Source organism: Rhizobium sp. CF142 (assembly GCF_000281145.1).
Classification (GTDB): domain Bacteria; phylum Pseudomonadota; class Alphaproteobacteria; order Rhizobiales; family Rhizobiaceae; genus Rhizobium.
Genome location: NZ_AJWE01000088.1, coordinates 72,637 through 96,950, shown reverse-complemented (window position 1 = coordinate 96,950; position 24,314 = coordinate 72,637). Strand labels below are relative to the sequence as shown.

Annotated in this window: 21 protein-coding genes; 14 read left to right on the top strand and 7 right to left on the bottom strand. The window is 60.9% G+C overall.

The window, feature by feature from the left end; translation table 11 throughout:
* Window positions 1-753, bottom strand: a 753-nt coding sequence (locus tag PMI11_RS17275; RefSeq protein ID WP_007819381.1) for an FAD-dependent oxidoreductase, incomplete at its 3' end; no start/stop codon positions are given.
* Window positions 754-841: 88 nt separating this feature from the next.
* On the opposite strand from PMI11_RS17275, the gene PMI11_RS17270 reads away from it, so the two are divergent.
* From PMI11_RS17270 to folD, 8 genes are all read left to right on the top strand, one after another.
* Window positions 842-1,801 (top strand): GlxA family transcriptional regulator, encoded by a 960-nt coding sequence (locus tag PMI11_RS17270; protein ID WP_007819380.1) that lies wholly within the window; start codon window positions 842-844, stop codon window positions 1,799-1,801.
* Window positions 1,802-1,875: 74 nt separating this feature from the next.
* Window positions 1,876-2,559 (top strand): helix-turn-helix domain-containing protein, encoded by a 684-nt coding sequence (locus PMI11_RS17265; RefSeq protein ID WP_007819378.1) that lies wholly within the window; start codon window positions 1,876-1,878, stop codon window positions 2,557-2,559.
* A 90-nt stretch (window positions 2,560-2,649) separates the two neighbouring features.
* Window positions 2,650-3,546, top strand: coding sequence for a class II glutamine amidotransferase (locus tag PMI11_RS17260; RefSeq protein WP_007819375.1), 897 nt, complete (start codon window positions 2,650-2,652; stop codon window positions 3,544-3,546).
* A 55-nt stretch (window positions 3,547-3,601) separates the two neighbouring features.
* Entirely contained in the window at window positions 3,602-4,288 is a 687-nt protein-coding gene (locus PMI11_RS17255; protein ID WP_007819373.1) for a GXGXG domain-containing protein, read from the top strand.
* Window positions 4,289-4,306: 18 nt separating this feature from the next.
* Window positions 4,307-5,635, top strand: coding sequence for an FMN-binding glutamate synthase family protein (locus PMI11_RS17250; RefSeq protein WP_007819371.1), 1,329 nt, complete (start codon window positions 4,307-4,309; stop codon window positions 5,633-5,635).
* Window positions 5,636-5,716: 81 nt separating this feature from the next.
* Window positions 5,717-7,024: a type III glutamate--ammonia ligase gene (gene glnT / locus PMI11_RS17245; protein ID WP_007819370.1), complete on the top strand. Its 1,308-nt coding sequence runs from the start codon at window positions 5,717-5,719 to the stop codon at window positions 7,022-7,024.
* A 102-nt stretch (window positions 7,025-7,126) separates the two neighbouring features.
* Window positions 7,127-8,011, top strand: a complete 885-nt coding sequence (gene purU, locus PMI11_RS17240; RefSeq protein ID WP_007819368.1) for a formyltetrahydrofolate deformylase — start codon at window positions 7,127-7,129, stop codon at window positions 8,009-8,011.
* Window positions 8,012-8,014: 3 nt separating this feature from the next.
* The gene (gene folD, locus PMI11_RS17235) at window positions 8,015-8,914 is read left to right on the top strand and encodes a bifunctional methylenetetrahydrofolate dehydrogenase/methenyltetrahydrofolate cyclohydrolase FolD (protein WP_007819349.1); all 900 of its coding nucleotides are present in this window, start codon (window positions 8,015-8,017) and stop codon (window positions 8,912-8,914) included.
* Here the strand turns inward: folD and PMI11_RS17230 are convergent, their stop codons facing one another.
* Complete coding sequence (locus tag PMI11_RS17230) at window positions 8,915-9,940, bottom strand: LacI family DNA-binding transcriptional regulator (protein ID WP_007819347.1); 1,026 nt, start codon at window positions 9,938-9,940, stop codon at window positions 8,915-8,917.
* 295 nt (window positions 9,941-10,235) lie between these two features.
* Here PMI11_RS17230 and PMI11_RS17225 point away from each other — a divergent pair, with 295 nt between their 5' ends.
* The 6 genes from PMI11_RS17225 to PMI11_RS17200 all read left to right on the top strand — a co-directional run bounded on the left by PMI11_RS17225 (window position 10,236) and on the right by PMI11_RS17200 (window position 17,277).
* Window positions 10,236-11,597 (top strand): ABC transporter substrate-binding protein, encoded by a 1,362-nt coding sequence (locus tag PMI11_RS17225; protein ID WP_007819346.1) that lies wholly within the window; start codon window positions 10,236-10,238, stop codon window positions 11,595-11,597.
* A 171-nt stretch (window positions 11,598-11,768) separates the two neighbouring features.
* Complete coding sequence (locus PMI11_RS17220; RefSeq protein ID WP_007819344.1) at window positions 11,769-12,782, top strand: carbohydrate ABC transporter permease; 1,014 nt, start codon at window positions 11,769-11,771, stop codon at window positions 12,780-12,782.
* 1 nt (window position 12,783) lies between these two features.
* Window positions 12,784-13,947: a carbohydrate ABC transporter permease gene (locus tag PMI11_RS17215; RefSeq protein WP_007819343.1), complete on the top strand. Its 1,164-nt coding sequence runs from the start codon at window positions 12,784-12,786 to the stop codon at window positions 13,945-13,947.
* A 35-nt stretch (window positions 13,948-13,982) separates the two neighbouring features.
* Window positions 13,983-15,635, top strand: coding sequence for a beta-galactosidase BglA (locus tag PMI11_RS17210; RefSeq protein WP_007819342.1), 1,653 nt, complete (start codon window positions 13,983-13,985; stop codon window positions 15,633-15,635).
* 21 nt (window positions 15,636-15,656) lie between these two features.
* Window positions 15,657-16,748, top strand: coding sequence for an ABC transporter ATP-binding protein (gene ugpC, locus PMI11_RS17205; protein ID WP_007819341.1), 1,092 nt, complete (start codon window positions 15,657-15,659; stop codon window positions 16,746-16,748).
* A 115-nt stretch (window positions 16,749-16,863) separates the two neighbouring features.
* A complete protein-coding gene (locus PMI11_RS17200) occupies window positions 16,864-17,277 on the top strand; it encodes a hypothetical protein (RefSeq protein WP_183728680.1) in 414 nt (137 codons plus the stop codon).
* Window positions 17,278-17,351: 74 nt separating this feature from the next.
* Here the strand turns inward: PMI11_RS17200 and edd are convergent, their stop codons facing one another.
* The 5 genes from edd to PMI11_RS17175 all read right to left on the bottom strand — a co-directional run bounded on the left by edd (window position 17,352) and on the right by PMI11_RS17175 (window position 24,314).
* Window positions 17,352-19,178, bottom strand: coding sequence for a phosphogluconate dehydratase (gene edd / locus PMI11_RS17195; RefSeq protein ID WP_007819339.1), 1,827 nt, complete (start codon window positions 19,176-19,178; stop codon window positions 17,352-17,354).
* Between the two features lie 68 nt (window positions 19,179-19,246).
* The gene (pgl, locus tag PMI11_RS17190; protein ID WP_007819338.1) at window positions 19,247-19,945 is read right to left on the bottom strand and encodes a 6-phosphogluconolactonase; all 699 of its coding nucleotides are present in this window, start codon (window positions 19,943-19,945) and stop codon (window positions 19,247-19,249) included.
* 16 nt (window positions 19,946-19,961) lie between these two features.
* A complete protein-coding gene (gene zwf / locus PMI11_RS17185) occupies window positions 19,962-21,437 on the bottom strand; it encodes a glucose-6-phosphate dehydrogenase (RefSeq protein WP_007819337.1) in 1,476 nt (491 codons plus the stop codon).
* Window positions 21,438-21,572: 135 nt separating this feature from the next.
* The gene (locus tag PMI11_RS17180; RefSeq protein ID WP_007819336.1) at window positions 21,573-22,868 is read right to left on the bottom strand and encodes an NAD(P)/FAD-dependent oxidoreductase; all 1,296 of its coding nucleotides are present in this window, start codon (window positions 22,866-22,868) and stop codon (window positions 21,573-21,575) included.
* A 9-nt stretch (window positions 22,869-22,877) separates the two neighbouring features.
* Window positions 22,878-24,314, bottom strand: coding sequence for a glutamine synthetase family protein (locus tag PMI11_RS17175; RefSeq protein WP_007819335.1), 1,437 nt, complete (start codon window positions 24,312-24,314; stop codon window positions 22,878-22,880).

Genomic DNA, 24,314 nt, shown 5'->3' with positions numbered 1-24,314 from the left:
CGGCAGGCGCAGGCCCGCCATGTCGGCGACCACGGTTGAATTGCCGGCGGCAGCGAGCGCCAGCTTGCCGCAGCCGATGAAGCCCCGGGTGGTCTCGACGCCTGTCACCCTGCCATTCTCGCTGCGAATGCTTGTGACCTCGCAATTGGTGATGATGTCGACGCCGCGGCTGTCGGCGCCACGGGCATAACCCCAGGCGACTGCATCGTGGCGCACCGTGCCGCCGCGCGGCTGACGGAGGCCGCCCAAGACGGGGAAGCGGGCATTGTCGAAATCGAGGAACGGCAGCATCTTGCGGACCGCAGCCCGGTCGAGGAGTTCTGCATCGACGCCGTGCAGGCGCATGGCATTGCCGCGCCTTGTATAGGCATCGCGCTGCGCATCGGAATGGAAGAGGTTCAGCACGCCGCGCTGCGAAACCATGGCGTTGAAGTTGAAATCCTGTTCCAGCCCTTCCCAGAGCTTCATCGACAACTCGTAGAAGGGGTTGTTGCCGGGCAGCAGGTAATTGGAGCGGATGATCGTCGTGTTGCGCCCGATATTGCCGGAGCCAAGATAGCTCTTCTCCAGCACGGCGACATTGGTGATGCCGAATGTCTTGGCGAGATAGTAGGCCGTCGAAAGTCCGTGGCCGCCGCCGCCCACGATGATGACGTCATAATGCGGTTTCGGCGAAGGCTGGCGCCAGGCGGGCGCCCAGCCCTTGTTGCCGCGAAACCCGTTTAAGAAGATTGAAAGAGCGGAATAGCGCATGGATAGATCCGGTGGGAGCTGGTGCCATGATGCCAGAAAGGCGAGGTGCGACTTGCCTGTTTAGGACATTTGTCGATAAGAATGGGACATGACGTCCATAGAAGCAAAAAACCTGCATTCCATCGGCTTCATTCTTCTGCCGGGATTTGCCCTAATGTCCTACGCCTCGGCGAGCGAACCGCTGCGTGCGGCCAATCTGCTTGCCGGACGGGAAATCTACCGCATCTCATGCTTCTCGCCGCAAGGCGAGGCGGTATTGTCTTCTGGCGGCGTGCCCGTTCCGGCGGCGGCGCTTCCCGGTCGCGGTTTTGGGCTCGGCACTATCTTCGTCTGCGCCGGCGGTTCGCCGCGCGACTGGCACTATCCAACCGTGCTCTCCTGCTTGCGCCAACTCGCGCGCGAGGGCGTGCGCATCGGCGGCATTTCCGGCGGTCCCTATCTTCTTGCCGAGGCGGGGCTGCTGACAGGCCGTGACTTTACGATCCATTGGGAGCATGCGTCGGCGCTCCTCGAAGCCTTTCCGGACCTGTCGCCGCGCCAGGCGCGTTTCGTCGTCGACGGCAACCGCATTACCTGTGGGGGCGGCATTGCGCCACTCGACATGATGCATGCGCTGATCGCAGAGCGCATGGGGCCGGATTTCGCGCGCCGGGTCAGCGACTGGTTCCTGCACACCGAGGTCGGCGAGCCAACGGCGCCACAGCGCGCCTCTCTTACCGAACGCTACGGCGTGCATCATCCGGGTCTGCTGAGCGTCCTGGAAAAGATGGAGGAAACCATCGAGATGCCGCTCAACCGCGCAGCCATGGCCCGCATTGCCGGGGTGACGCCGCGCCATCTCGACCGCCTGTTCACCGCCCATCTCGATACAACCTTTATCGAGCAATACAGACGCATCAGGCTGCAGCATGCCCGAAGGCTCATCGAGCAGAGCCCGCTGTCGATTTCCGAGATCGCCATTGCAACAGGTTTTTCCGGAGCCGCGCATTTTTCACGCCTCTTTCGCGGCCTCTACGGCAACAGCCCGAGTTCAGTCCGCAAGCTCTGACTTTCTTCACGGTTGAGAATATTTCACTCTGGCGATAGGATACTTGCAAAGAGCGAGTGTGCGAAGGACCGTGAATGAAGATCAAGTTGGATGAAACGTCGAGCCAGGAGCATGCCCATGCGGTTCGTCAGGCCCTGTCCCAGAATCCGCATGCGGTGCGCGAGCCGAAGGAAAACAATCTCGAAATGGCGATCGGCCATGAGGTGCGCGCCTATCGCAAGAAGCTCGGCATCACCGTCACCGATCTCGCCGCTGCGACCGGCATTTCTCTCGGCATGCTGTCGAAGATCGAGAACGGCAATATTTCACCGTCGCTGACGACCTTGCAGTCGCTGTCGCGCGCCCTCGGCGTGCCGTTGACGGCTTTCTTCCGCCGTTACGAGGAGCCGCGCAACGCTGTCTTCGTCAAGGCGGGGCAGGGCATCGAGCTTGAGCGGCGCGGCACGCGCGCCGGCCATCAGTATAATCTGCTCGGCCATATCGACAACAACAGCAGCGGCGTGATCGTCGAGCCCTATCTCATCACGCTGACGACGGATTCGGATGTCTTTCCGACCTTCCAGCATGAGGGCATGGAGATGATCTACATGCTGGACGGAGAGGTTGTCTATCGCCATGGCGACCAGCTTTTCCCGATGCAGCCGGGCGACAGCCTGTTCTTCGATGCCGATGCCCCGCACGGGCCGGAAAAACTTGTGAAATTGCCGAGCCGCTATCTTTCCATCATCAGCTATCCGCAGCGCGGCAAAAATGACTGACTTGCCTTAAAAGAAAAAAATATTCCTGCAGGTTGAAAACCTAAAATAGACCTGATAGTCATTTTGCAGACGCGAAATGGAGGTTCTGTCATGTGCGGAATTGTGGGTCTCTTCCTGAAGGACAAAAGCCTGGAGCCGGAGCTCGGCGCGATGCTGTCATCCATGCTGGTGACGATGACGGACCGCGGGCCTGATAGCGCAGGCATTGCAATCTATGGCGCAAGCAGTGGCGACAGCGCCAAGATCACCGTCCAGTCCGCCAAGCCGAAGAAGGATTTCTCCGGTCTTCAGGTCGAGCTGGAGAAGGAACTCGGCACGGAGGTCTCAATCGACATCAAGAGCACCCATGCCGTCGTCACCCTGCCGAAGGACATGCTCGAAGAGGGCCGTGCCGCCATCGCCGAGCTGCGCCCCGACATCCGTATTATGAGCAGCGGCGACGCGATCGAGATCTACAAGGAAACCGGCCTGCCGAAGGACGTCGTTTCCCGTTTCTCAGTTATCTCCATGGCTGGAACACATGGCATCGGCCATACCCGCATGGCGACGGAATCGGCAGTCACGACGCTCGGTGCCCATCCCTTTTCCACCGGTTCCGACCAGTGCCTCGTCCACAACGGCTCGCTCTCCAACCACAACAACCTGCGCCGTGAACTGAAGCGCGAAGGCATGACCTTCGAGACCGAGAATGACACGGAAGTTGCCGCTGCCTACCTGACCGCCGAAATGGCCAAGGGCAAGAATCTCGGCGAGGCGCTCGAAGGCGCCGTTGATGATCTCGATGGTTTCTTCACCTTCGTCGTCGGCACCAAGTCCGGCTTCGGCGTCGTGCGCGATGCGATCGCCTGCAAGCCTGCTGTCATGGCAGAGACCGACCGTTACGTCGCATTCGGCTCGGAATACCGCGCGCTCGTCAGCCTGCCCGGCATCGAGGCCGCGCGCGTCTGGGAGCCGGAGCCTGCGACTGTCTATTTCTGGGAACGCTGAGGGCTGCTGCGGCTGCCCTCACCCCATCGGCTCGATTTCATTTCAGGACGATTTCATGCCCACATTCGATCTTGCGGTGACCCCGCTTCGTGACCTCAACCAGGCCCTGCATGACATTGCGCCGGGCGACAACGACCTGCAGTTCGATGTCGTCAATCCGCGTGGCCATCATGCCGTTGCGTCAGGCGTGCATGCGCCCGTCAGCATCGATATCCATGGCAGCGTCGGCTACTATTGCGGTGGCATGAACGAGGAAGCTGTCATCACCGTGCACGGCTCTGCCGGCCCTGGTGTCGCCGAAAACATGATGTCCGGACGTATCACCATCAAGGGTGACGCCAGCCAGTATGCCGGTGCCACCGGCTGTGGCGGATTGCTCGTCATCGAGGGCAATGCCTCCTCGCGCTGTGGCATCTCGATGAAGGGCATCGACATCGTCGTGCGCGGCAATATCGGCCACATGTCCGCCTTCATGGCGCAGGCCGGCAACCTCGTCGTACTCGGCGATGCGGGCGAGGCGCTCGGCGATTCCCTCTACGAGGCCCGCATCTTCGTGCGCGGTAAGGTCGAGAGCCTGGGCGCGGACTGCATCGAAAAGGAAATGCGAAGCGAACATATCGAGCTTCTCGCCGCACTGCTTGCAAAGGCCGGCATCACCGATGTGCGACCGGAGGAGTTCAGCCGCTACGGCTCGTCCCGTAAACTCTACAATTTCAACGTCGACAATGCCGAAGCCTATTGAATCTTATCGAGGTTTTCCATGAGCTATCACAACCCGCCCACGAAGCCTCGCCTTTCGGCAACCTTCGACGAATACACGATGTCGGAAATCCGCCGCGCTGCGGCGACCGGCATCTATGATATCCGCGGCGGCGGCGCCAAGCGCAAGCTGCCGCATTTCGACGACCTCCTGTTCCTCGGGGCCTCGATCTCGCGTTATCCGCTCGAAGGTTACCGCGAGAAATGCGGCACAAACGTCGTGCTCGGTTCGCGTTACGCCAAAAAACCGATCGAGCTCAAGATTCCGATCACGATTGCCGGCATGAGCTTCGGCTCGCTTTCCGGCCCGGCCAAGGAAGCGCTTGGACGCGGTGCCACGATTGCCGGTACCTCGACGACAACGGGGGACGGCGGCATGACGGAGGAGGAGCGCGGTCATTCGCAGACGCTCGTCTACCAGTATCTGCCGTCGCGCTACGGCATGAACCCACGGGACCTGCGCCGCTGCGACGCGATCGAGATCGTCGTCGGCCAGGGCGCCAAGCCCGGTGGCGGCGGCATGCTGCTCGGCCAGAAGATTTCCGATCGCGTCGCCGAGATGCGCACCCTGCCGAAGGGTATCGACCAGCGTTCGGCAAGCCGTCATCCCGACTGGACCGGCCCCGACGACCTCGAGATCAAGATCCTCGAACTGCGAGAGATCACCAACTGGGAAAAGCCGATCTATGTGAAGGTCGGCGGTGCGCGTCCCTATTACGATACGGCGCTTGCCGTGAAGGCCGGCGCTGACGTCGTCGTGCTCGACGGCATGCAAGGTGGGACTGCGGCGACGCAGGAAGTCTTCATCGAGCATGTCGGCATGCCGACACTCGCCTGTATCCGCCCGGCGGTGCAGGCGCTCCAGGACCTCGGCATGCACCGCAAGGTGCAGCTGATCGTCTCCGGCGGCATCAGGAACGGCGCCGACGTGGCGAAGGCCCTGGCGCTCGGGGCCGATGCCGTCTCCATCGGCACGGCCGCCCTCATCGCCATCGGTGAGAACGATCCGCGCTGGGCGGCCGAATATGAGGCGCTGCACACGACGGCGGCAGCCTATGATGACTGGCACGAAGGCAAGGATCCGGCCGGCATCACCACGCAGAATCCGGAGCTGATGAAGCGCGTCGATCCGGTCGCCGCCGGTCGCCGCCTCGCCAATTACCTCAAGGTCATGGCGCTGGAGGCGCAGACGATCGCGCGCGCCTGCGGCAAGAACCATGTCCACAATCTGGAACCGGAAGACCTCTGCGCATTGACGATCGAGGCTTCTGCGATGGCGCAGGTACCGCTCGCGGGAACGAGCTGGATACCGGGCAAGGGAGGCTACTGATTTCTACCGGCCGGGCAAAAAAGTCCGGCCGCTTCGCATCCATAACCAAAGTGTCTCTGAGAAATCCAAAGGGGAACGAGAATGACACTGGACCTTGCTGCTTTTGCGAAAGACAAAGGCATCAAATATTTCATGATCAGCTATACTGACCTCTTCTCCGGCCAGCGCGCCAAGCTGGTGCCGGCGCAGGCGATTGCCGGCATGCAGGAAGAGGGCGCGGGTTTTGCCGGGTTTGCCACCTGGCTCGACATGACACCCGCCCATCCCGACCTCTTTGCTGTTCCCGATGCTACCTCCGTCATCCAGCTTCCCTGGAAGAAGGACGTCGCCTGGGTAGCCGCCGATTGCATGATGGAGGGCACGCTCGTGGGGCAGGCGCCGCGCAATGTGCTGAAGAAGCTCGTCAATAAAGCCGAAGCGGCGGGCAAGCGGGTCAAGACCGGCGTCGAGGCCGAATTCTTCTTGATCACTGCCGACGGCGAACAGATTTCCGATGGCCGCGACACGGCTGAAAAGCCCTGCTACGACCAGCAGGCCGTCATGCGCCGCTACGACGTCATCGCCGAGATCTGCGACTATATGCTGGAGCTCGGCTGGGGCGCCTACCAGAACGACCACGAGGATGCCAACGGCCAGTTCGAGATGAACTGGGAATTCGACGACGCGCTGAAGACAGCAGACAAGCATTCCTTCTTCAAGTTCATGGTCAAGTCGATTGCCGAAAAGCACGGGCTTCGCGCCACCTTCATGCCGAAGCCCTTCAAAGGCCTGACCGGCAATGGCTGCCATTGCCATATCTCGGTCTGGGACAATGATGGCAAGGTCAACGTCTTCGCCGACAGGACAGCCGAATTCGGCCTGTCGGCGGAAGGCAGGCACTTCCTCGGCGGCATCATGAAACATGCCTCCGCACTTGCCGCGATCACCAACCCGACCGTCAATTCCTATAAGCGCATCAATGCGCCGCGCACGACCTCGGGCGCCACCTGGTCGCCGAATACGGTGACCTGGACCGGCAACAACCGCACCCACATGGTGCGCGTGCCGGGCCCCGGCCGCTTCGAGCTGCGCCTGCCTGATGGTGCGGTCAACCCCTACCTGCTGCAGGCAATCATCATCGCCGCCGGCCTTGACGGGCTGCACAGCAAGGCAGATCCCGGTCCGCATCACAATATCGACATGTATGCGGAAGGCCATCTGGTCAAGGATGCGCCGCGCCTGCCATTGAACCTGCTCGATGCGCTGCGTGCCTATGATGCCGACGAGGGTCTGAAGGCTGCGATCGGAACCGAGTTCTCCGCCGCCTATCTCAAGCTTAAGCACCAGGAATGGAATGCCTTCTGCTCGCATTTCACCCAGTGGGAACGCGACAGCACGCTCGATATCTGAGCCGACCGGTTGAGGTTTTGACATCACGCGCCTACGGGCCGGAGCATCAACGCACCGGCCCGGCTGGTGACCTATGCTTCAAGTGACGAAGGAAGAGATGGCATGAAGAGCTACGTACTGACGGTATCCTGCAAGTCGACGCGCGGCATCGTTGCGGCGATCTCGGGGTATCTCGCCGAACAGGGCTGCAACATCGTCGACAGCTCGCAATTCGACGATCTGGACACCGGCCAGTTCTTCATGCGCGTCTCCTTCATTTCCGAAGAAGGCATCTCCGAGGCCGATATCCGCGCCGGCTTCACCAGCATCGCCACGCGCTTCGGCATGACTTATGATTTCCATGACAGCGAGAAACGCATGAAGGTGCTGCTCATGGTGTCGCGCTTCGGCCATTGTCTCAACGACCTGCTCTACCGCTGGAAGATCGGCGCGCTGCCGATCGATATCGTCGGCGTCGTCTCCAACCATTTCGATTACCAGAAGGTTGTCGTCAACCACGATATTCCCTTCCACCATATTCCCGTCACCAAGGCCAACAAGGTGCAGGCGGAAGCCCATATCATGGAAGTGGCTGAGCAGACCGGCACGGAACTGATCGTGCTGGCCCGCTACATGCAGATCCTGTCAGACGAGATGTGCCAGAAGATGTCCGGCCGGATCATCAATATCCACCATTCCTTCCTGCCGAGCTTCAAGGGGGCTAACCCTTACAAGCAGGCCTATCAACGTGGTGTGAAGCTGATCGGTGCCACGGCGCATTATGTGACAGCCGACCTTGATGAAGGCCCGATTATCGAGCAGGACACGGCTCGTATCACCCACGCTCAGAGCCCTGATGACTACGTTTCGATCGGCCGCGATGTCGAAAGCCAGGTGCTAGCGCGCGCCATCCACGCCCATATCCACCACCGTACCTTCATCAACGGCAACCGTACCGTCGTCTTCCCGGCAAGCCCGGGCAGCTACGCCTCCGAGCGCATGGGCTGAGCCATGGTCAAGGTCATTGACGGCAAGGAAGTAGCGGTATCGGTCATCGAAACCGTGAAATCGGCAAATACTGCGCTAGAAGCCGCCAAAGGCGTCCAGGCGGGCCTTGCGGTCATCATTGTCGGCGACGATCCGGCGAGCCACACCTATGTCAGCTCCAAGAGCCGCATGGCCAAGGAATGCGGCTTCAAATCCGTCCAGCACACGCTGCCAGCCGAGACCAGCCAGGAGGAACTTGCAGCCCTCGTCGCGTCGCTCAATGCCGATCCGTCGATCCATGGCATTCTCGTGCAGCTGCCGCTGCCCAAACATCTCGACAGCGAGCCGATCATCCAGTCGATCCTGCCGGAGAAGGACGTCGATGGCCTGAGCGTCGTCAATGCCGGCAAGCTTGCGACCGGCGATCTGAAGACCGGCCTCGTTTCCTGCACGCCGGCCGGCGCCATGGTGTTCGTGCGCCGCACCCATGGTGAGGACCTGTCCGGCCTCAATGCTGTCGTCGTCGGCCGCTCCAACCTGTTTGGCAAGCCGATGGCGCAGCTTCTGCTGAATGCCAATGCGACGGTCACCATCGCCCATTCGCGCACGAAGAACCTCGCCGGCATCTGCCGCAACGCCGATATCCTCGTGGCGGCCGTGGGCCGTCCGGAAATGGTCAGGGCTGATTGGGTCAAGCCCGGCGCCACCGTCATCGATGTTGGCATCAACCGCATCGCGGCACCCGAGCGCGGCGAGGGCAAGACCCGCCTCGTCGGCGACGTCGCCTTTGCCGAGGTTTCTCCGGTTGCTGCCGTCATCACCCCGGTTCCCGGTGGCGTCGGCCCGATGACGATCGCCATGCTGATGGCCAACACCGTGATTGCCGCCCATCGTTCGGCAGGGCTGACGCCGCCGATATTCTGATCAATCCTGCGGGGCAGGGCCTGTCGAGGCCCTGACAATCAGCTCGGTTTTCCAGAGTTCCTGTTCGGGAAAGGGGCCGGCCTGCTTGACCGTGCCGATCAGCCGCTGGGCGATGCGCACGCCGGCGGCCCGGAGCGACGAGCGGGTCGTCGTCAGCGGTACGGAGAAATTTTCCGGCTTCAAGAGCGGCAGCACGTCATCATGGGCGATGAGCGAGATATCATCGCCAAGCTTCAGCCCGGCTTGATTGACGGCCCGGATCGCGCCGAGCGCCAGAACCGTACTGGAACACAGGATGGCGGTCGGCCGCTCGGGAAGCTGCAGGAAGCGCTCCATGGCGATCAGCCCTTCCTCGTCCGACATGACGCTATGGCTCGTACAATCCTCGGCAAGCTCCAGCCCGCGTTCGGCAAGGGCTGCGACGACGCCGTTCCTGCGGCGGATGGCGAAGTCGAGATACGCCGGCCCGTTCATCAGCGCAAAGCGCGTATGGCCAAGCTGCAGCAACAGCCGCGTCGCATCGTTGAAAGCCGCTTCATTGTCGATGTCGAGATAGGGATAGTCGGGCTCCGTACCGAAGGAACGGCCATGCACGACAAAGGGCATGGAGAGCGATTTCAGCATGGCGAGCCGCGGGTCATGGCCGCGCATATAGGCCACGAAGAGCGCATCCACATTGCCGCTGATCGCGAGGCGCCGCAGTGCTGCGACCTCATCATCCGGGTCCGCCGGCATGATGACGAAGTGAAAGTCGTGGCGCACCGCTTCCTCGCCGAGGCCGGTCAGGAACTCGCCGAAATGCACATCCGACTGATGGCCGGGTGCCGTCGGCATGACGAGGCCAATCGAACCGGCCTTGCCGGTCGCAAGCCGCTGGGCCGCCTTGTTCGGCCGGTATCCGGTTTCCTTGACTGCCCGGAGCACGCGTTCCCGGGTATCCTCGTTGACCTCGGGATAGCCGTTAAGCGCGCGGCTCACAGTTGTCTGCGAAAGCCCCAGCAATTCCGATAGCTGTTTGAGATTCACCTGCTATGCTTCCTCCCGGCCTGCCCTGTGGCCGTCAAATAGTGGCCGCCGCCTCCCAATGGCTTCCAAAGCGCTTTCAAATATGTAGCATCTGCTGCGCTTGACTCAAGAAAAATCGCTCCATATTCCCCATTAAGCCTTGCTGCAACGCGATATAGCGGCCGTATTCCTGCTGTTTTCGCAAAATGGCTTGACTTCATTCTGCTGAAAGTGAATGAGTTGCGTTGTCAAAGCGCTTTGAGATTTCCTTTGAATGAAATTCTGCGCTATCGGATTGTGATGGGAGGTTGATCACATGAAAAAGTCATTCTTGATGGGCGTTGCACTTGCGGCGCTTTTTGCCGGCGCTGCATCGGCCGCGGATCTGAAATTCCCGCCGGGCCAGGATTCCAAGTTCAACTGGAAGAGCTATGATGACTTCAAGTCTGTCCATGCCGACCTGAAGGGTCAGCAGCTGACGATCTTTGGCCCCTGGCGCGGCGAAGACGAAGCCTTCTTCCAGAGCATTCTCGCCTACTTCGTCGAGGCGACCGGCATCGACGCCAAATATTCCTCCTCTGAAAACTACGAGCAGCAGATCGTCATCGATACGCAGGCAGGCTCCCCGCCGAATATCGCCATCCTGCCGCAGCCCGGTCTCCTGGCCGATCTCGCCGGCAAAGGTTATCTGACGCCGCTCGGCGACGATACGTCCAAGTGGGTCAAGGATAATTACGGCGCCGGCGACAGCTGGGTCGGCTACGGTACCTACAAGGGCAAGGACGGCAAGGAAGCCTTCTATGCTTTCCCTTATAAGGCCGACGTGAAGTCGCTCGTCTGGTATGTGCCGGAAAACTTCCAGGAAGCGGGCTACAAGGTTCCGACGACCATGGAAGAGTTGCACGCTCTGACCGACCAGATCGTCAAGGACGGCGGCGTTCCCTGGTGCATCGGTCTGGGTTCCGGCGGTGCGACCGGCTGGCCGGCGACCGACTGGGTCGAAGACATCATGCTGCGCACGCAGAAGCCTGACGTCTACGACAAGTGGACCACCAATGAAGTGAAGTTCACCGATCCGGCCGTTGTGGCCGCAATCGATGAATTCGGTAAGTTCGCCAAGAACGAAAAGTATGTCGACGGCGGCGTTGCAGCCGTTGCTTCGACCGACTTCCGCGATAGCCCGAAGGGCCTCTTCGCCGTTCCGCCGAAGTGCTACCTGCACCACCAGGCTTCGTTCATCCCGTCCTTCTTCCCTGAGGGAACGAAGCTCGGGACCGATGCAGACTTCTTCTACATGCCGACCTATGCCGCACATGCCGATCTCGGCAAGCCGGTTCTGGGTGCAGGCACGCTCGTCACCATCGCCAAGGATTCTCCGACGGCCCGCGCCTTCGTCGACTTCCTGAAGACGCCGGTCGCTCATGAGCTCTGGATGGCGCAGTCGAGCTTCCTGACCCCGTACAAGGGCGTCAACGTCGATGCTTACGCCAACCCGCAGATGAAGAAGGAAGGCGAGATCCTGACCTCGGCCACCACCTTCCGCTTCGACGGTTCGGACCTGATGCCCGGTAAGATCGGCGCCGGCGCCTTCTGGACCGGCATGGTCGATTTCGTCGGCGGCAAGTCCGCTCAGGACGCTGCAGCCGAAATCCAGAGCGCCTGGGACGGCATCAAGTAATTTCCTGCCATTTCGTGCCGCCGGGCAACCGGCGGCATCACCGGAATGAATGGCCGGGTTCCAGAGGGGGAGCCCGGTTGTGCCGGCTTCTGTGGTCAAACGCACAAGCAATATTGACGCTATCCGGCATTAACCCTTCAGAATAAGACAGGGAAGCAGGGGAGGGACGAAATGCTGTTGCAGATAGTGTCCGCTTTGGGCGTCGTGGTCGTCGCCGTTTTCGCATGCTCGGCCTATTTCTTTTTCTCGAACAAGATCCTCGATCTCGCTTTGCCGGTGAAGGACGGTGATATCCGTCAGGCTTCGCGCAATCTGAACCGGCGCGCGATGATCCGGCCCTGGCTGTTTCTCTTCCCGGCGCTCTTCCTGCTGATCGTCTACCTCGTCTATCCTGTTGTCGCGACCTTCATCCTGTCTTTCTACGACCGGTCGGGCAACGAGTTCGTCGGCGCGCAGAACTACCTCTGGGCTTTGAACGACCGCGAATTCCGCCAGTCGATCTTCAACAACATTCTCTGGCTCGCCGTCGTGCCCGCCTGCTGCACCTTCTTCGGCCTTGTTATCGCCGTCATGACCGACCGCATCTGGTGGGGCAATATCGCCAAGAGTATCGTCTTCATGCCGATGGCGATCTCCTTCGTCGGCGCTTCCGTCATCTGGAAGTTCATCTATGAATACCGCGGCGGCAACGATGTGCAGATTGGCCTCCTGAACGCCATCGTGCAGACATTCGGTGGCACGCCTGAGGTCTGGATTTCCGTTCCCTTCTGGAACAATTTCTTCCTGATGGTGATCCTGGTCTGGATCCAGACCGGCTTTGCCATGGTCATCCTCTCGGCCGCCCTTCGCGGTATCCCGGAAGAGACGATTGAGGCTGCTGTTATCGACGGCGCCAATGGCTGGCAGATCTTCTGGCGCATCATGGTGCCGCAGATCTGGGGCACGATCGCCGTCGTCTGGACGACGATCACCATCCTTGTCCTCAAGGTCTTCGATATCGTGCTCACCATGACCAACGGCCAGTGGCAGACCATGGTGCTGGCGAACCTGATGTTCAACTGGCTGTTCCGCGGCGGCGGCGATTCCGGCCGAAGTGCCGTCATCGCCATCATCATCATGCTCGCCGTCACGCCGATCATGGTGTGGAACGTGCGCCGCGCCAACGCCGAACTGAAGGGACGCTGAGATGACGACAGCTGCAAGCTATTTCAAGATCGGCCCCGCCCGTCTCTTCGTCCACTTCTGCGTTCTCGTCATCGTCATCATCTGGCTGGTGCCCACACTCGGCATCTTCGTCAGTGCGCTCCGCGACAAGGACCAGATCACCGTTTCCGGCTGGTGGACCGCCTTTGCCGGTTCAACGCAGACTGTGGCCGCACGCCTTGGCACGCCAGATCAGGCAAAGCAGGAAGGCGATATCTACGTCATCACGGGCAATGTGCTGGCCGATCAGCCCGGCCGTTCGGTCAAGGCCTTCGGCGTACGCGTGCAGCAGCCCTCGGCCTTCGAAGCCGGTCAGACCGCCGATCTCGGCGAAGGCGAAAGCCTGCTCATCAATAGCGATGGCAGCTACCGCTACATGAAGAATGCCGCATTCGCGCCCGATGAACGCCCGCGCCGCATCTATCTTGCGGCATCGGCTCCGCCGGAATTCACGCTGGCGAACTATAAGACCGTTCTGACGAGCGAAGGCATCGGCCAGTCCTTCATCAACTCCCTGACCGTGACCATTCCGGCGACCATCATCCCGATCCTGATCGCCGCCTTCGCCGCCTATGCGCTAAGCTGGATGGAATTCCCCGGCCGCGCGCTGTTGATTGCACTTGTCGTCGGCCTCATCGTCGTGCCGTTGCAGATGTCGCTCATCCCGCTCTTGCGTCTCTACAATGAGATCGGCTCCCTGATCAACCAGCCGTCGAAGACCTATCCCGGCATCTGGCTTGCCCATACCGCCTTCGGCATGCCGCTCGCCATCTATCTCTTGCGGGCCTATATTTCCGGCCTGCCCAAGGAGATCATCGAATCCGCCCGCGTCGATGGCGCCAGCGACTTCGAGATCTTCACCCGCATTGTTTTGCCTCTGTCCTTCCCCGCGCTCGCATCCTTCGCGATCTTCCAGTTCCTGTGGGTGTGGAACGACCTGCTTGTGGCTATGGTCTTCCTCGGCACTGACAAGGACCACCTCGTGCTGACAGGAGCGCTGAATGCGCTGCTTGGCTCGCGCGGCGGCAACTGGGAAATCCTGACGGCGTCCGCCTTCGTCACCATCATCATCCCGCTGCTCGTCTTCTTCTCGCTGCAGCGTTATCTGGTGCGCGGCCTGCTGGCGGGGTCGGTCAAGGGAGGCTGATCCATCCCAAGACGTAATCTCAAACAGGATATTCCATGAGTGTGGCTTCCCAATCCCTTCTGACCGCCGACAAGGACTGGTGGCGCGGCGCGGTGATCTATCAGATCTATCCGCGCTCCTACCAGGATTCGAACGGCGACGGCATCGGCGACCTGAAGGGCATCACCGCCCGCCTGCCGCATATTGCAAGCCTCGGTGCCGACGCGATCTGGATTTCGCCCTTCTTCACCTCGCCGATGCGCGATTTCGGCTACGACGTTTCGGACTACGAAAACGTCGATGCGATCTTCGGCACGCTCATCGATTTCGACACGCTGATTGCCGAGGCCCACCGTCTCGGCATCAAGGTGATGATTGATCTCGTCATATCGCACTCGTCCGACCAGCATCCCTGGTTCGTCGAAAGCCGCTCGAGCAAGACCAATGCCAAGGCCGACTGGTATGTCTGGGCCGATGCCAAGCCGGATGGCACCCCGCCGAACAACTGGCTGTCGATCTTCGGTGGCTCAGCATGGGCGTGGGATCCGACGCGCATGCAATATTACATGCACAACTTCCTGACCTCGCAGCCGGACATGAACCTGCATAATCCCGAGGTTCAGGACCGGCTGCTCGATGTCGTCCGCTTCTGGCTGAAGCGCGGCGTCGACGGCTTCCGCCTCGATACGATCAACTTCTACTTCCACGACAAGCTGTTGCGCGACAATCCAGCACTTGCTCCCGAACGCCGCAACGCCTCCACCGCACCTGCGGTGAACCCCTATAATTTCCAGGAGCATCTCTACGACAAGAACCGCCCGGAAAACCTCGAATTTCTGAAGCGCTTCCGTGCGGTGCTGGAAGAGTTCCCGGCAATCGCCGCCGTCGGCGAAGTGGGCGACAGCCAGCGCGGTCTCGAAATCGTCGGCGAATATACGTCCGGCAATGACAAGATGCACATGTGCTACGCCTTTGAATTCCTGGCGCCCGATCCGCTTACGCCTGAGCGTGTCGAGGAAGTCATGAAGGATTTCGGTGCGGCCGCTCCCGATGGCTGGGCCTGCTGGGCCTTCTCAAACCATGACGTGATGCGCCATGTCAGCCGCTGGGGTGCGTTGGTTGCCGATCACGATGCCTTTGCCAAGCTCTATGCCTCGTTGCTGATGACGCTGCGCGGTTCTGTCTGCATCTATCAGGGTGAGGAGCTTGCCCTCACCGAAGCCGATCTCGCCTATCAGGACCTGCAGGATCCCTACGGCATCCAGTTCTGGCCCGAATTCAAGGGCCGTGATGGTTGCCGTACGCCGATGGTCTGGGACAGCCAGGTTGCCCAGGGTGGTTTCTCGACGGTCAAGCCCTGGTTGCCGGTGCCGGTCGAGCACATCCTGCGCGCCGTCAGTGTGCAGCAGGGCGACGAGAATTCCGTGCTGGAGCACTACCGCCGCTTCATCGCCTTCCGCAAGCAGTACCCGGCTTTCGCCAAGGGCGAGATCGAGTTCGAGGATCCGCAGGATGACGCACTGATCTTCACCCGCGAATTCGGCAACGAGACGCTGCTCTGCATCTTCAATATGGGAGCGGCGGAAACCAATGTGACCCTGCCGGCGGGCGAATGGCAGGCTCTGGCGGGCCACGGCTTTACCAGCAACAATTACGGCGACAAGATCGATATTCCGGCCTGGGGGGCGTATTTCGCCCGCCTCGCTTAAGGATCAGGAGGGGAGAGGAAAATGACTGGACTGACGCTTAAGGATATCCGCAAATCCTATGGCTCCGTGGACGTGCTCCACGGCATCGACCTGGAGATCAACCAGGGCGAATTCATCGTTTTCGTCGGCCCCTCCGGCTGCGGCAAGTCCACGCTTCTGCGCATGATCGCCGGCCTGGAGAACATCACTGGCGGGGAGATGTACATCGACGGCATGCTCGTCAATGACGTGCCGCCCTCCAAGCGCGGCATCGCCATGGTGTTCCAGTCCTACGCGCTCTATCCGCACATGACTGTTTTCGACAACATGGCCTTCGGCATGAAGATCGCCGGCGAGAGCAAGCAGGAGATCGACCGCCGCGTGCGGGAAGCCGCCGAAAGCCTGCAGCTGACCAAATATCTCGACCGCCTGCCGAAGGCGCTCTCGGGCGGCCAGCGCCAGCGCGTGGCGATCGGCCGCGCCATCTGCCGCAATCCGAAGGTCTTCCTCTTCGACGAGCCGCTGTCGAACCTCGATGCGGCACTGCGCGTCGCAACCCGTATCGAGATCGCCCGCCTGAACGAGCAGATGGCCGATACGACAATGATCTATGTCACGCACGACCAGGTCGAGGCGATGACGCTGGCAGACCGCATCGTCGTCCTCTCCGCCGGCAATATCGAGCAGGTCGGTGCGCCGCTGGATCTTTACGAGCGCCCGGCAAACCTTTTCGTCGCCAAGTTCATCGGCTCTCCGGCCATGAACATCATTCCCGCAACGATCACCGGCGCCGGCGACAACACGACGGTGACGCTGACGGGCGGCAAATCTGTGACACTCAATATCGCAACGGCCGCATCCGAGAAGGGCAAGCAGGCTAGCTTCGGCGTTCGCCCCGAAGATCTGCGCATTGCAAGCCCTGATGAGGACTATCTCTTCGAGGGCGAAGTTTCGATCGTCGAGCAGCTCGGTGAAGTGACGTTGCTCTATATCGAAGGCCTGGTTCAGGGTGAGCCGATCATCGTCAAGCTGCCCGGCATCTATGATGTGAAGCGCGGCCAGAAGATGCATTTTGTCGCCGATCGGCAGAAGCTGCACCTCTTCGATGCGTCGGGTCACACCTATAGGAAATGACCATCCATTTTTGGTGGAATCCTTCCTCTTGAGGCTGTGCAGGGGAGGGATTCTTACTTTCTGTTAAATATGCGGTGCTAGCCTTTTTCCCATTACGACTGAGGGAACCAGGGCTATGGCCGCATCGAATCCAACACCTCCGAAATCGCACTTCCTGGCGAAGGAAGAATCTTTCATGTACGACCGCGAATCGCGGTTCAAGATGGAAGACACGATGAACGCCGCGCGCATCGAATATACGGAAAAGGGCGTCATGCATGCCGCCTCGCGCCGCTGCGATATTGTCCGTATATCCATGAGCAGCGCGATCCTCGCGATCCTCACGCAGTATACCCTGCCGAAGCAATTCTATCTCGATATTCCGGACGCCCGCATCACCAAGGTGGGTTGCCTGCTGATGAAGACCTTCCCGAACAACACGATCGAAGTTCGCTTCCTGCGCCTGCTGACGCAGAAGGAATTGAACAAGATCTTCGTCTACAGCACGCACCCGGCTCACAAGGATTACGTCCTCGATATCCGCGCGTAACAGTCTCGCGTCTCGCTGGATATGAAAAACCCGCGGTTCCGGCCGCGGGTTTTTCTTTTATATCGATGACGATGTCAGTGGGCGTGGAAAAGCACGCTGGCACCCTGGTCGGAGGGGCCGACCGCGTGGCGGAACGGCGCGAAAAGCTCGCGGCCCATGCCGAATTCGTTGTCCGAAAGATCGATGGTTACAGGTTCGCGCTCGGCCATGTCGGCGGCATCGACGAGAACTTCGAGCGTACCCTTGATCGCGTCGAGGCGGATGATATCGCCGTCCTTGATGCGGGCGATCGGGCCGCCGTCGACCGCTTCCGGTGTGACGTGGATTGCCGCCGGCACCTTGCCGGATGCGCCGGACATGCGCCCATCGGTCAAGAGCGCCACGCGGAAGCCGCGATCCTGCAGCACGCCGAGTGGTGGCGTCAGCTTGTGCAGTTCCGGCATACCATTGGCCTTCGGGCCCTGGAAGCGCACGACGGCGATGAAGTCGCGGTTGAGCTTGCCTTCCTTGAAAGCGTCCTGCAGCTCCTGCTGGCTGTGGAAGATGACCGCCGGTGCTTCGATGATGTGGCGCTCGGGCTTGACGGCGGAAATCTTGATGACCGCCTTGCCGAGATTGCCGCGCAGCATTTTCAAGCCGCCATTCGCCTGGAAGGGCGTCTCGATGCTGGCAAGCACCTTCGGATCATGGCTCTTTTCCGGCGAGGGCTGGCGCACGACAGCGCCATTGTCACCAAGCTGCGCGTCGACCGTATAGGCCTGCAGCCCGTGACCGAAGACGGTGCGCACGTCGTCATGCACCAGGCCCTGCTTCAAGAGTTCCTTGATGAGGAAGCCCATGCCGCCGGCTGCCTGGAAGTGGTTCACGTCGGCAAGCCCGTTTGGATAGACGCGGGCAAGCAGTGGCACCAGTTCCGAAAGCTCGGCAATATCCTGCCAGGTGAGCACGATGCCGCCGGCGCGCGCCATGGCGACCAGATGCATGGTGTGGTTCGTCGAGCCGCCCGTCGCATGCAGGCCGACGACGCCGTTGACGATCGAGCGTTCGTCGATCATCTCGCCAGCTGGCGTGAACTCGTTGCCGAGAGCGGTAATGGCGAGCGCCCGCTTGGCGGCCTCGCGGGTCAGCGCTTCGCGCAATGGAGTGCCAGGGTTGATGAAGGAGGAGCCGGGCATATGGAAGCCCATGATCTCCATCAGCATCTGGTTGGAATTGGCCGTACCGTAGAAGGTGCAGGTGCCTGGGCCGTGATAGGACTTGGATTCGGCTTCCAAGAGTTCCGCGCGGCCGACCTTGCCTTCGGCGAAGAGCTGGCGCACGCGCGACTTCTCGTCGTTCGCCAAGCCTGTCGTCATCGGTCCGGCTGGAATGAAGATCGACGGCAGGTGGCCGAAGGAGAGGGCAGCGATCATGAGACCGGGCACGATCTTGTCGCAGACGCCAAGGAAGAGCGCAGCATCGAACATGTTATGCGACAGGCCGACACCGGCCGCCATGGCGATCAGATCGCGCGAAAAGAGCGAAAGCTCCATGCCCGGCTGGCCCTGGGTGACGCCGTCGCACATGGCCGGTACACCGCCTGCGACCTGTGCGATACCGCCGGCCTGCGCTGCCGCCTCGCGGATGATCGCCGGATAGGTCTCGAACGGCTGGTGGGCCGAGAGCATATCATTGTAGGCGGTGATGATGCCGAGATTGGGCACGCGGTCGCCCGCAAGTGCATCCTTCTCGGCGGGGGAACAGACGGCGAAGCCGTGGGCGAGGTTGGCGCAGCCGAGAACGGAACGGTTGACGCCCTTTGAGGCGGCAGCGCGCAGGCGCTCCAAATAGCGCTCGCGGGTCGGCTTCGAGCGTTCGACAATGCGATTCGTGATCGCAACAATGCGTGCGTGAGCGGACATGGAAAATCCCTGCCTTGTTCTGGTTCGTTTCTATCTGCTCGCCGGCTCCGGCGGCCCTTCAGGCCGTATCAGGGAGCCCAGTAGATCTCGACCGGGGAAGTGGCCCGGCGCAGAATGGCACGGATCGGCATTTCTGCCTCTTCGCCGTTACCTTCCGCCTTGGCGAGAACGTCTTTTTTGCCTTCGCCCTCAATGTGGAGAATGAGCAGTTTGGCATCTTGCAGCGCGGAGAAGGTGAAGGTCAGGCGTGGCTCGCCTGCCCCTTCCGCGTCCATGGTGATGATACCGCGCGGCGTCTTTGCGTCGAGCGCAACGCTCAGATTGTTGCCGCCCGGGAAGAACGAGGCCGTATGGCCGTCGCCGCCCATGCCGAGAATGACGACATCGAAGGGGATGCCGATCTCGGCGCTCTTTGCCGTTGCAAGCCTTGCGGCCTCCTCGACGGAGGCGGCCGGCTGATAAAGCGGCACGAAACGCGCCGCTTTAGCCTTGTTCTGGAGAAGATTGGCATCGACCAGCAGATGGTTCGAGCGCGGGTTGTCGGCGGGCACGAAGCGTTCGTCGACGAGTGTGATCGTCACCTTGGCCCAGTCGATATCGCGCGCCGAAAGCGCCTGGAAGAAAGCTTTCGGCGTGGAACCGCCGGAAACGGCGATGCTCGCTTCTCCGCGGGCTGCGATGGCTGCCGTCAGCGCTCTGGAAACCCTGTCTGCAAGGTTGGCGGCGAGTTCGGCGGCGTTTGCGAAGGAATGCAGTGTCGATGCCATATCTTCAGACCTCAGACTAGATGTCGTCGTGCCAGGTGCGGCCGTCGCGTTCGATGAGCGCGATGGCCTGGCTCGGACCCCAGGTGCCGGCCGTGTAGCCCTGCACCTGCTGGCCGGTCGATTCCCAACCCTTCAGGATCGGATCGACCCACTGCCATGCCGCTTCGACTTCGTCGCGGCGCATGAACAGCGTCTGGTTGGAGCGGATGACGTCCATCAGCAGGCGCTCGTAGGCGTCAGGATTGCGGACGTTGAAGGCCTGGGCGAAGCTCATGTCGAGCGAGACATTGCGCAGGCGCATGCCGCCCGGACCCGGATCCTTGATCATCAGCGACTGCTTGACGCCTTCATCCGGCTGCAGGCGGATGATGAGCTGGTTCTGGCTGATGCGGCCGGCGGCCTGATCGAAGATCGCATGCGGGATCGGCTTGAAGGTGATGACGATTTCCGACATGCGCCCGGCAAGACGCTTGCCGGTACGGATGTAGAAGGGAACGCCTGCCCAGCGCCAATTGTTAATTTCGGCCTTGATAGCGACGAAGGTTTCCGTGTTGGAAACGCCGCCTTCCAGCTCTTCGAGATAGCCCTTGACCGGGCCGCTGCCGGAAGCGCCGGCGCGGTACTGGCCGCGAACCGTGGCCTGCTCGACGTTGGAGGCGTTGATTGGCTTCAGCGCGCGCAGAACTTTAAGCTTTTCGTCGCGAACGGCTTCCGAATCCATCGAGGAAGGAACTTCCATCGCGGTCAGGCAGAGAAGCTGCAGGATGTGGTTCTGCACCATGTCGCGCAGCGCACCGGCCGTATCGTAATAACCGGCGCGGCCTTCGAGGCCGACGGCTTCGGCAACGGTGATCTGGATGTGGTCGATATAGTTGGCGTTCCACAGCGGCTCATAGAGCGCGTTGGCAAAGCGCAGCGCCATCAGGTTTTGCACCGTCTCCTTGCCGAGATAGTGGTCGATGCGGAAGATCTGCTCTTCCTTGAAGGCGCGGCCGATACTGTCGTTGAGCTGCAAGGCTGAGGCGAGGTCACGGCCGATCGGCTTTTCGACGACGATGCGGGTCGATTTGGTGATCAGCTTGTGGTCGTGGATCTTCTGCGAGATGTCGCCGAAGATGCCTGGAGCGACGGCGAGGTAAAAGGCGCGAACCCGGTCCTTGCCCTCGTCGAGCAGCTTCTTCAGCTGATCCCAGCCGCTATCCGTGCGGGCATCGACGGAAACATAGAAGAGACGGGAGCAGAACTTTTCGACTTCCGCCTCGTCATATTCGCCCTTCTTCAGGTGTTCCTTGAGCGCGTCCTTGGCGAACTTGCGGTATTCCTCATGCGAAAGCGGGCTGCGCGAAGCGCCGATGACACGGGTCGGCTCGGAGAACTGGCCCTCGATCTGGCGATGATACAGCGCGGGCAGAAGCTTGCGTTCGGCAAGGTCGCCGCTGCCGCCAAAGACGACGTAATCAAAAGGCTCAACGGGAATGATCTGGCTGCTCATGAGCTTGTCTCTCAATCAGGCTTGGTTGGTGGCCGTTTTAATCTAATCGATTTAAAAAAGCCAGTGTGCGGTGCAATGAATCTCTCGGTCATCGGTTTTAAAGCGAATTACCCGCAGAGGAAATCCGCAATCGAACTAAAACTTGTCGCGGAGGGCGAACCACGACAAGGCAAGGAAAAGCAGCGGCGCCCGCATGCGCGCGCCGCCCGGAAAGGCAGGAATATCGAGCGCCTTGAAGAGATCGAGATCGGCCGATTTTCCTAGCGCCATTTCTGCGTAAAGCTTGCCACAGTAATTTGACAGCATGACGCCGTGGCCGGAATAACCGCCGATCGAGGTCACGCCGGGCATGACCTCGCGCACAAACGGCTGGCGGGGCATGGTGATGCCGACCGAGCCGCCCCAGGCATGAGTGATCTCGATATCTTTCAATGCGGGATAGATTTCGGCAATCTGCCGACGGATATGCTGCGAGATGTCACGCGGATTGTCCGCCGTATAGGCCTCGCGTCCGCCGAAGAGCAGCCGTCCGTCCTTCATTTTGCGGAAATAGCGCACGACGAAACGCGAATCCGCCACCGCTTCGCCGCCGGGGATGACATTGGGAAACTGGTCGAGAGGCACCGTGGCACCGATGAAGGAACGGATCGGCATCACATGGCTTGCCGTGATCGGCTCCAGATTGCCGATATGGCCGTTACAGGCAATCAGCGCCCTGTTGGCAGTGATCGTGCCGCGTTCGGTTTCGATAACGACCTTGCCGCTGCGCTCTTCGATCGACTTTGCCCTGGTCATTTCGAAAATATCGGCCCCGGCATTGGCTGCCACCCTGCCAAGGCCGATCAGCAGCTTCAGCGGATGGATATGGCCAGTGCCGACGTCGCGTACCCCGCAATAGAAGCGTTTGGAGCCAAGCCGCTCCTGCGTCTCCTCGCGGTCCATGAAACGCAGATGCGGATAGTCGTAGCGGAAGGCCGCGATCTCGGCATTCTCGTAATAGTACCGCTTGTAGCTTTCCTTGTGGGCGACGCTGAGCTGACCGGACACGTAGTCCATATCGATCTGGTGCTCGGTCGCAAAATCCATGAGGTGCCGCTTGGCATCTTCGGCAAGGTCGAAGAGCGCCTTGGAGCGCTCATAGCCGATCTTCTCCTCCATCTCTTCCGGCCACCAGCGCTGGCCCGTGCCGAGCTGGCCGCCATTGCGCCCGGAGGCGCCGTCGCCGAGCCTGCTGCCCTCGATGAGCGTCACCGAGACGCCGGCCCTGGCGAGATTATAGGCGGCCTGAAGGCCCGTATAGCCGCCGCCGATAATGGCGACGTCACACTGCCTCGAGCCGTCGAGCGCCGGATAATCCGGCCGCTCGCCGACTGTTGCCTGATACCAGGATAGGCCAGGCGCGATGGGACTCTGCCATGTCTCTTTCGTCATGGCGAACCCTCACACGTTCAAAAGGAGGAATTCCCGCTCCCAGGGGCTGATCACCTGCATGAAGGTTTCGAACTCGCCCCGCTTCACGCCGGCATAAAGCCCGATGAACTCCTTGCCGAAGACTTCCTCGAAGGCCGGCTCGTCTTCAAGCAGCGCCACGGCTTCCAGAAGGCCGCGCGGCAGGTCGATCGAGCCCTCATTGGCCGAATCCTCGGTCGGCGCAGTCGGCTCGATCTCTTTCTGGATGCCGAGCAGGCCGGATGCCAGCGAGGCGGCGAGCGCCAGATAGGGATTGGCATCCGAGCTCGGCAGGCGGTTTTCCACGCGCCGGGCCTGCGGATCGGAGACCGGCACGCGGAAGGCCGTCGTGCGGTTGTCGTAACCCCAGGCATTGTTGACCGGGCAGGACATGTCCGGCTGCAGGCGGCGGTAGGAATTCACATAGGGCGCCAGCATGGCAAGTGCGCTCGGCACGTATTTCTGCATGCCGCCGATGAAGTGGAAGAATTCCTTCGAGGCCGAACCATCATTGTTCGAGAAGACGTTCTTGCCGGTGTTGATGTCCACCACGGACTGGTGGATATGCATTGCCGAACCCGGCTGGCCCTGCATCGGTTTGGCCATGAAGGTGGCGTAGATGTCGTGCTTCAGCGCCGCCTCGCGGATCGTGCGCTTGAAGAGAAACACCTGGTCGGCAAGTTCGATCGGATTGCCGTGACGGAGGTTGATTTCAAGCTGCGCCGGTCCTTCCTCGTGGATCAGCGTATCGATCTCGAGGCCCTGCTTTTCCGAGAAGTGGTAGATGTCGTCGATCAACTCGTCGAACTCGTTGATGCCGGCGATCGAATAGCCCTGGCCGCCGAGAATCGAACGACCCGAACGCCCCTTGGGCGGGTGCAGCGGATAGTCCGGGTCGTCATTCGTGGCGACCAGGTAGAATTCGATTTCCGGCGCCACGATCGGCTTCCAGCCGCGCTCGGCATAGAGGCTGAGAATGCGCTTCAATACGTTGCGCGGCGTGTAGGGAACTTCCTGTCCGTCGGAATTGACGATGTCGCAGATGACCTGCGCGGTCGGGTCGGTTTCCCAAGGCACCACGGACAGGGTGGAAAGGTCGGGCACGAGCTTCAGGTCGCTGTCGCGCGGCTCGTAGCGGAAGCTTTCGGTCTCCTCGGGATATTCGCCTGATATCGTGTGGCGGTAGATCGCCGAAGGCAGTGCAAGCGATGTGTTGGAGGTGAATTTGGAGGACGGCATCATCTTGCCGCGCGGCACGCCGGCAAGGTCCGGCGTGATGCATTCGATGTCTTCGATACCGCGTGCCCTTAGCCACTGCGCCGCTTCCTTCCAGTTCGCAACACCGCGCAGAGATCCGGGATCGGGAGGGGATTTCTTCGAGGTGGGTACGTTTCTGGCAGGCTTCAGCGTCGTCTTTTTTGGGGACAT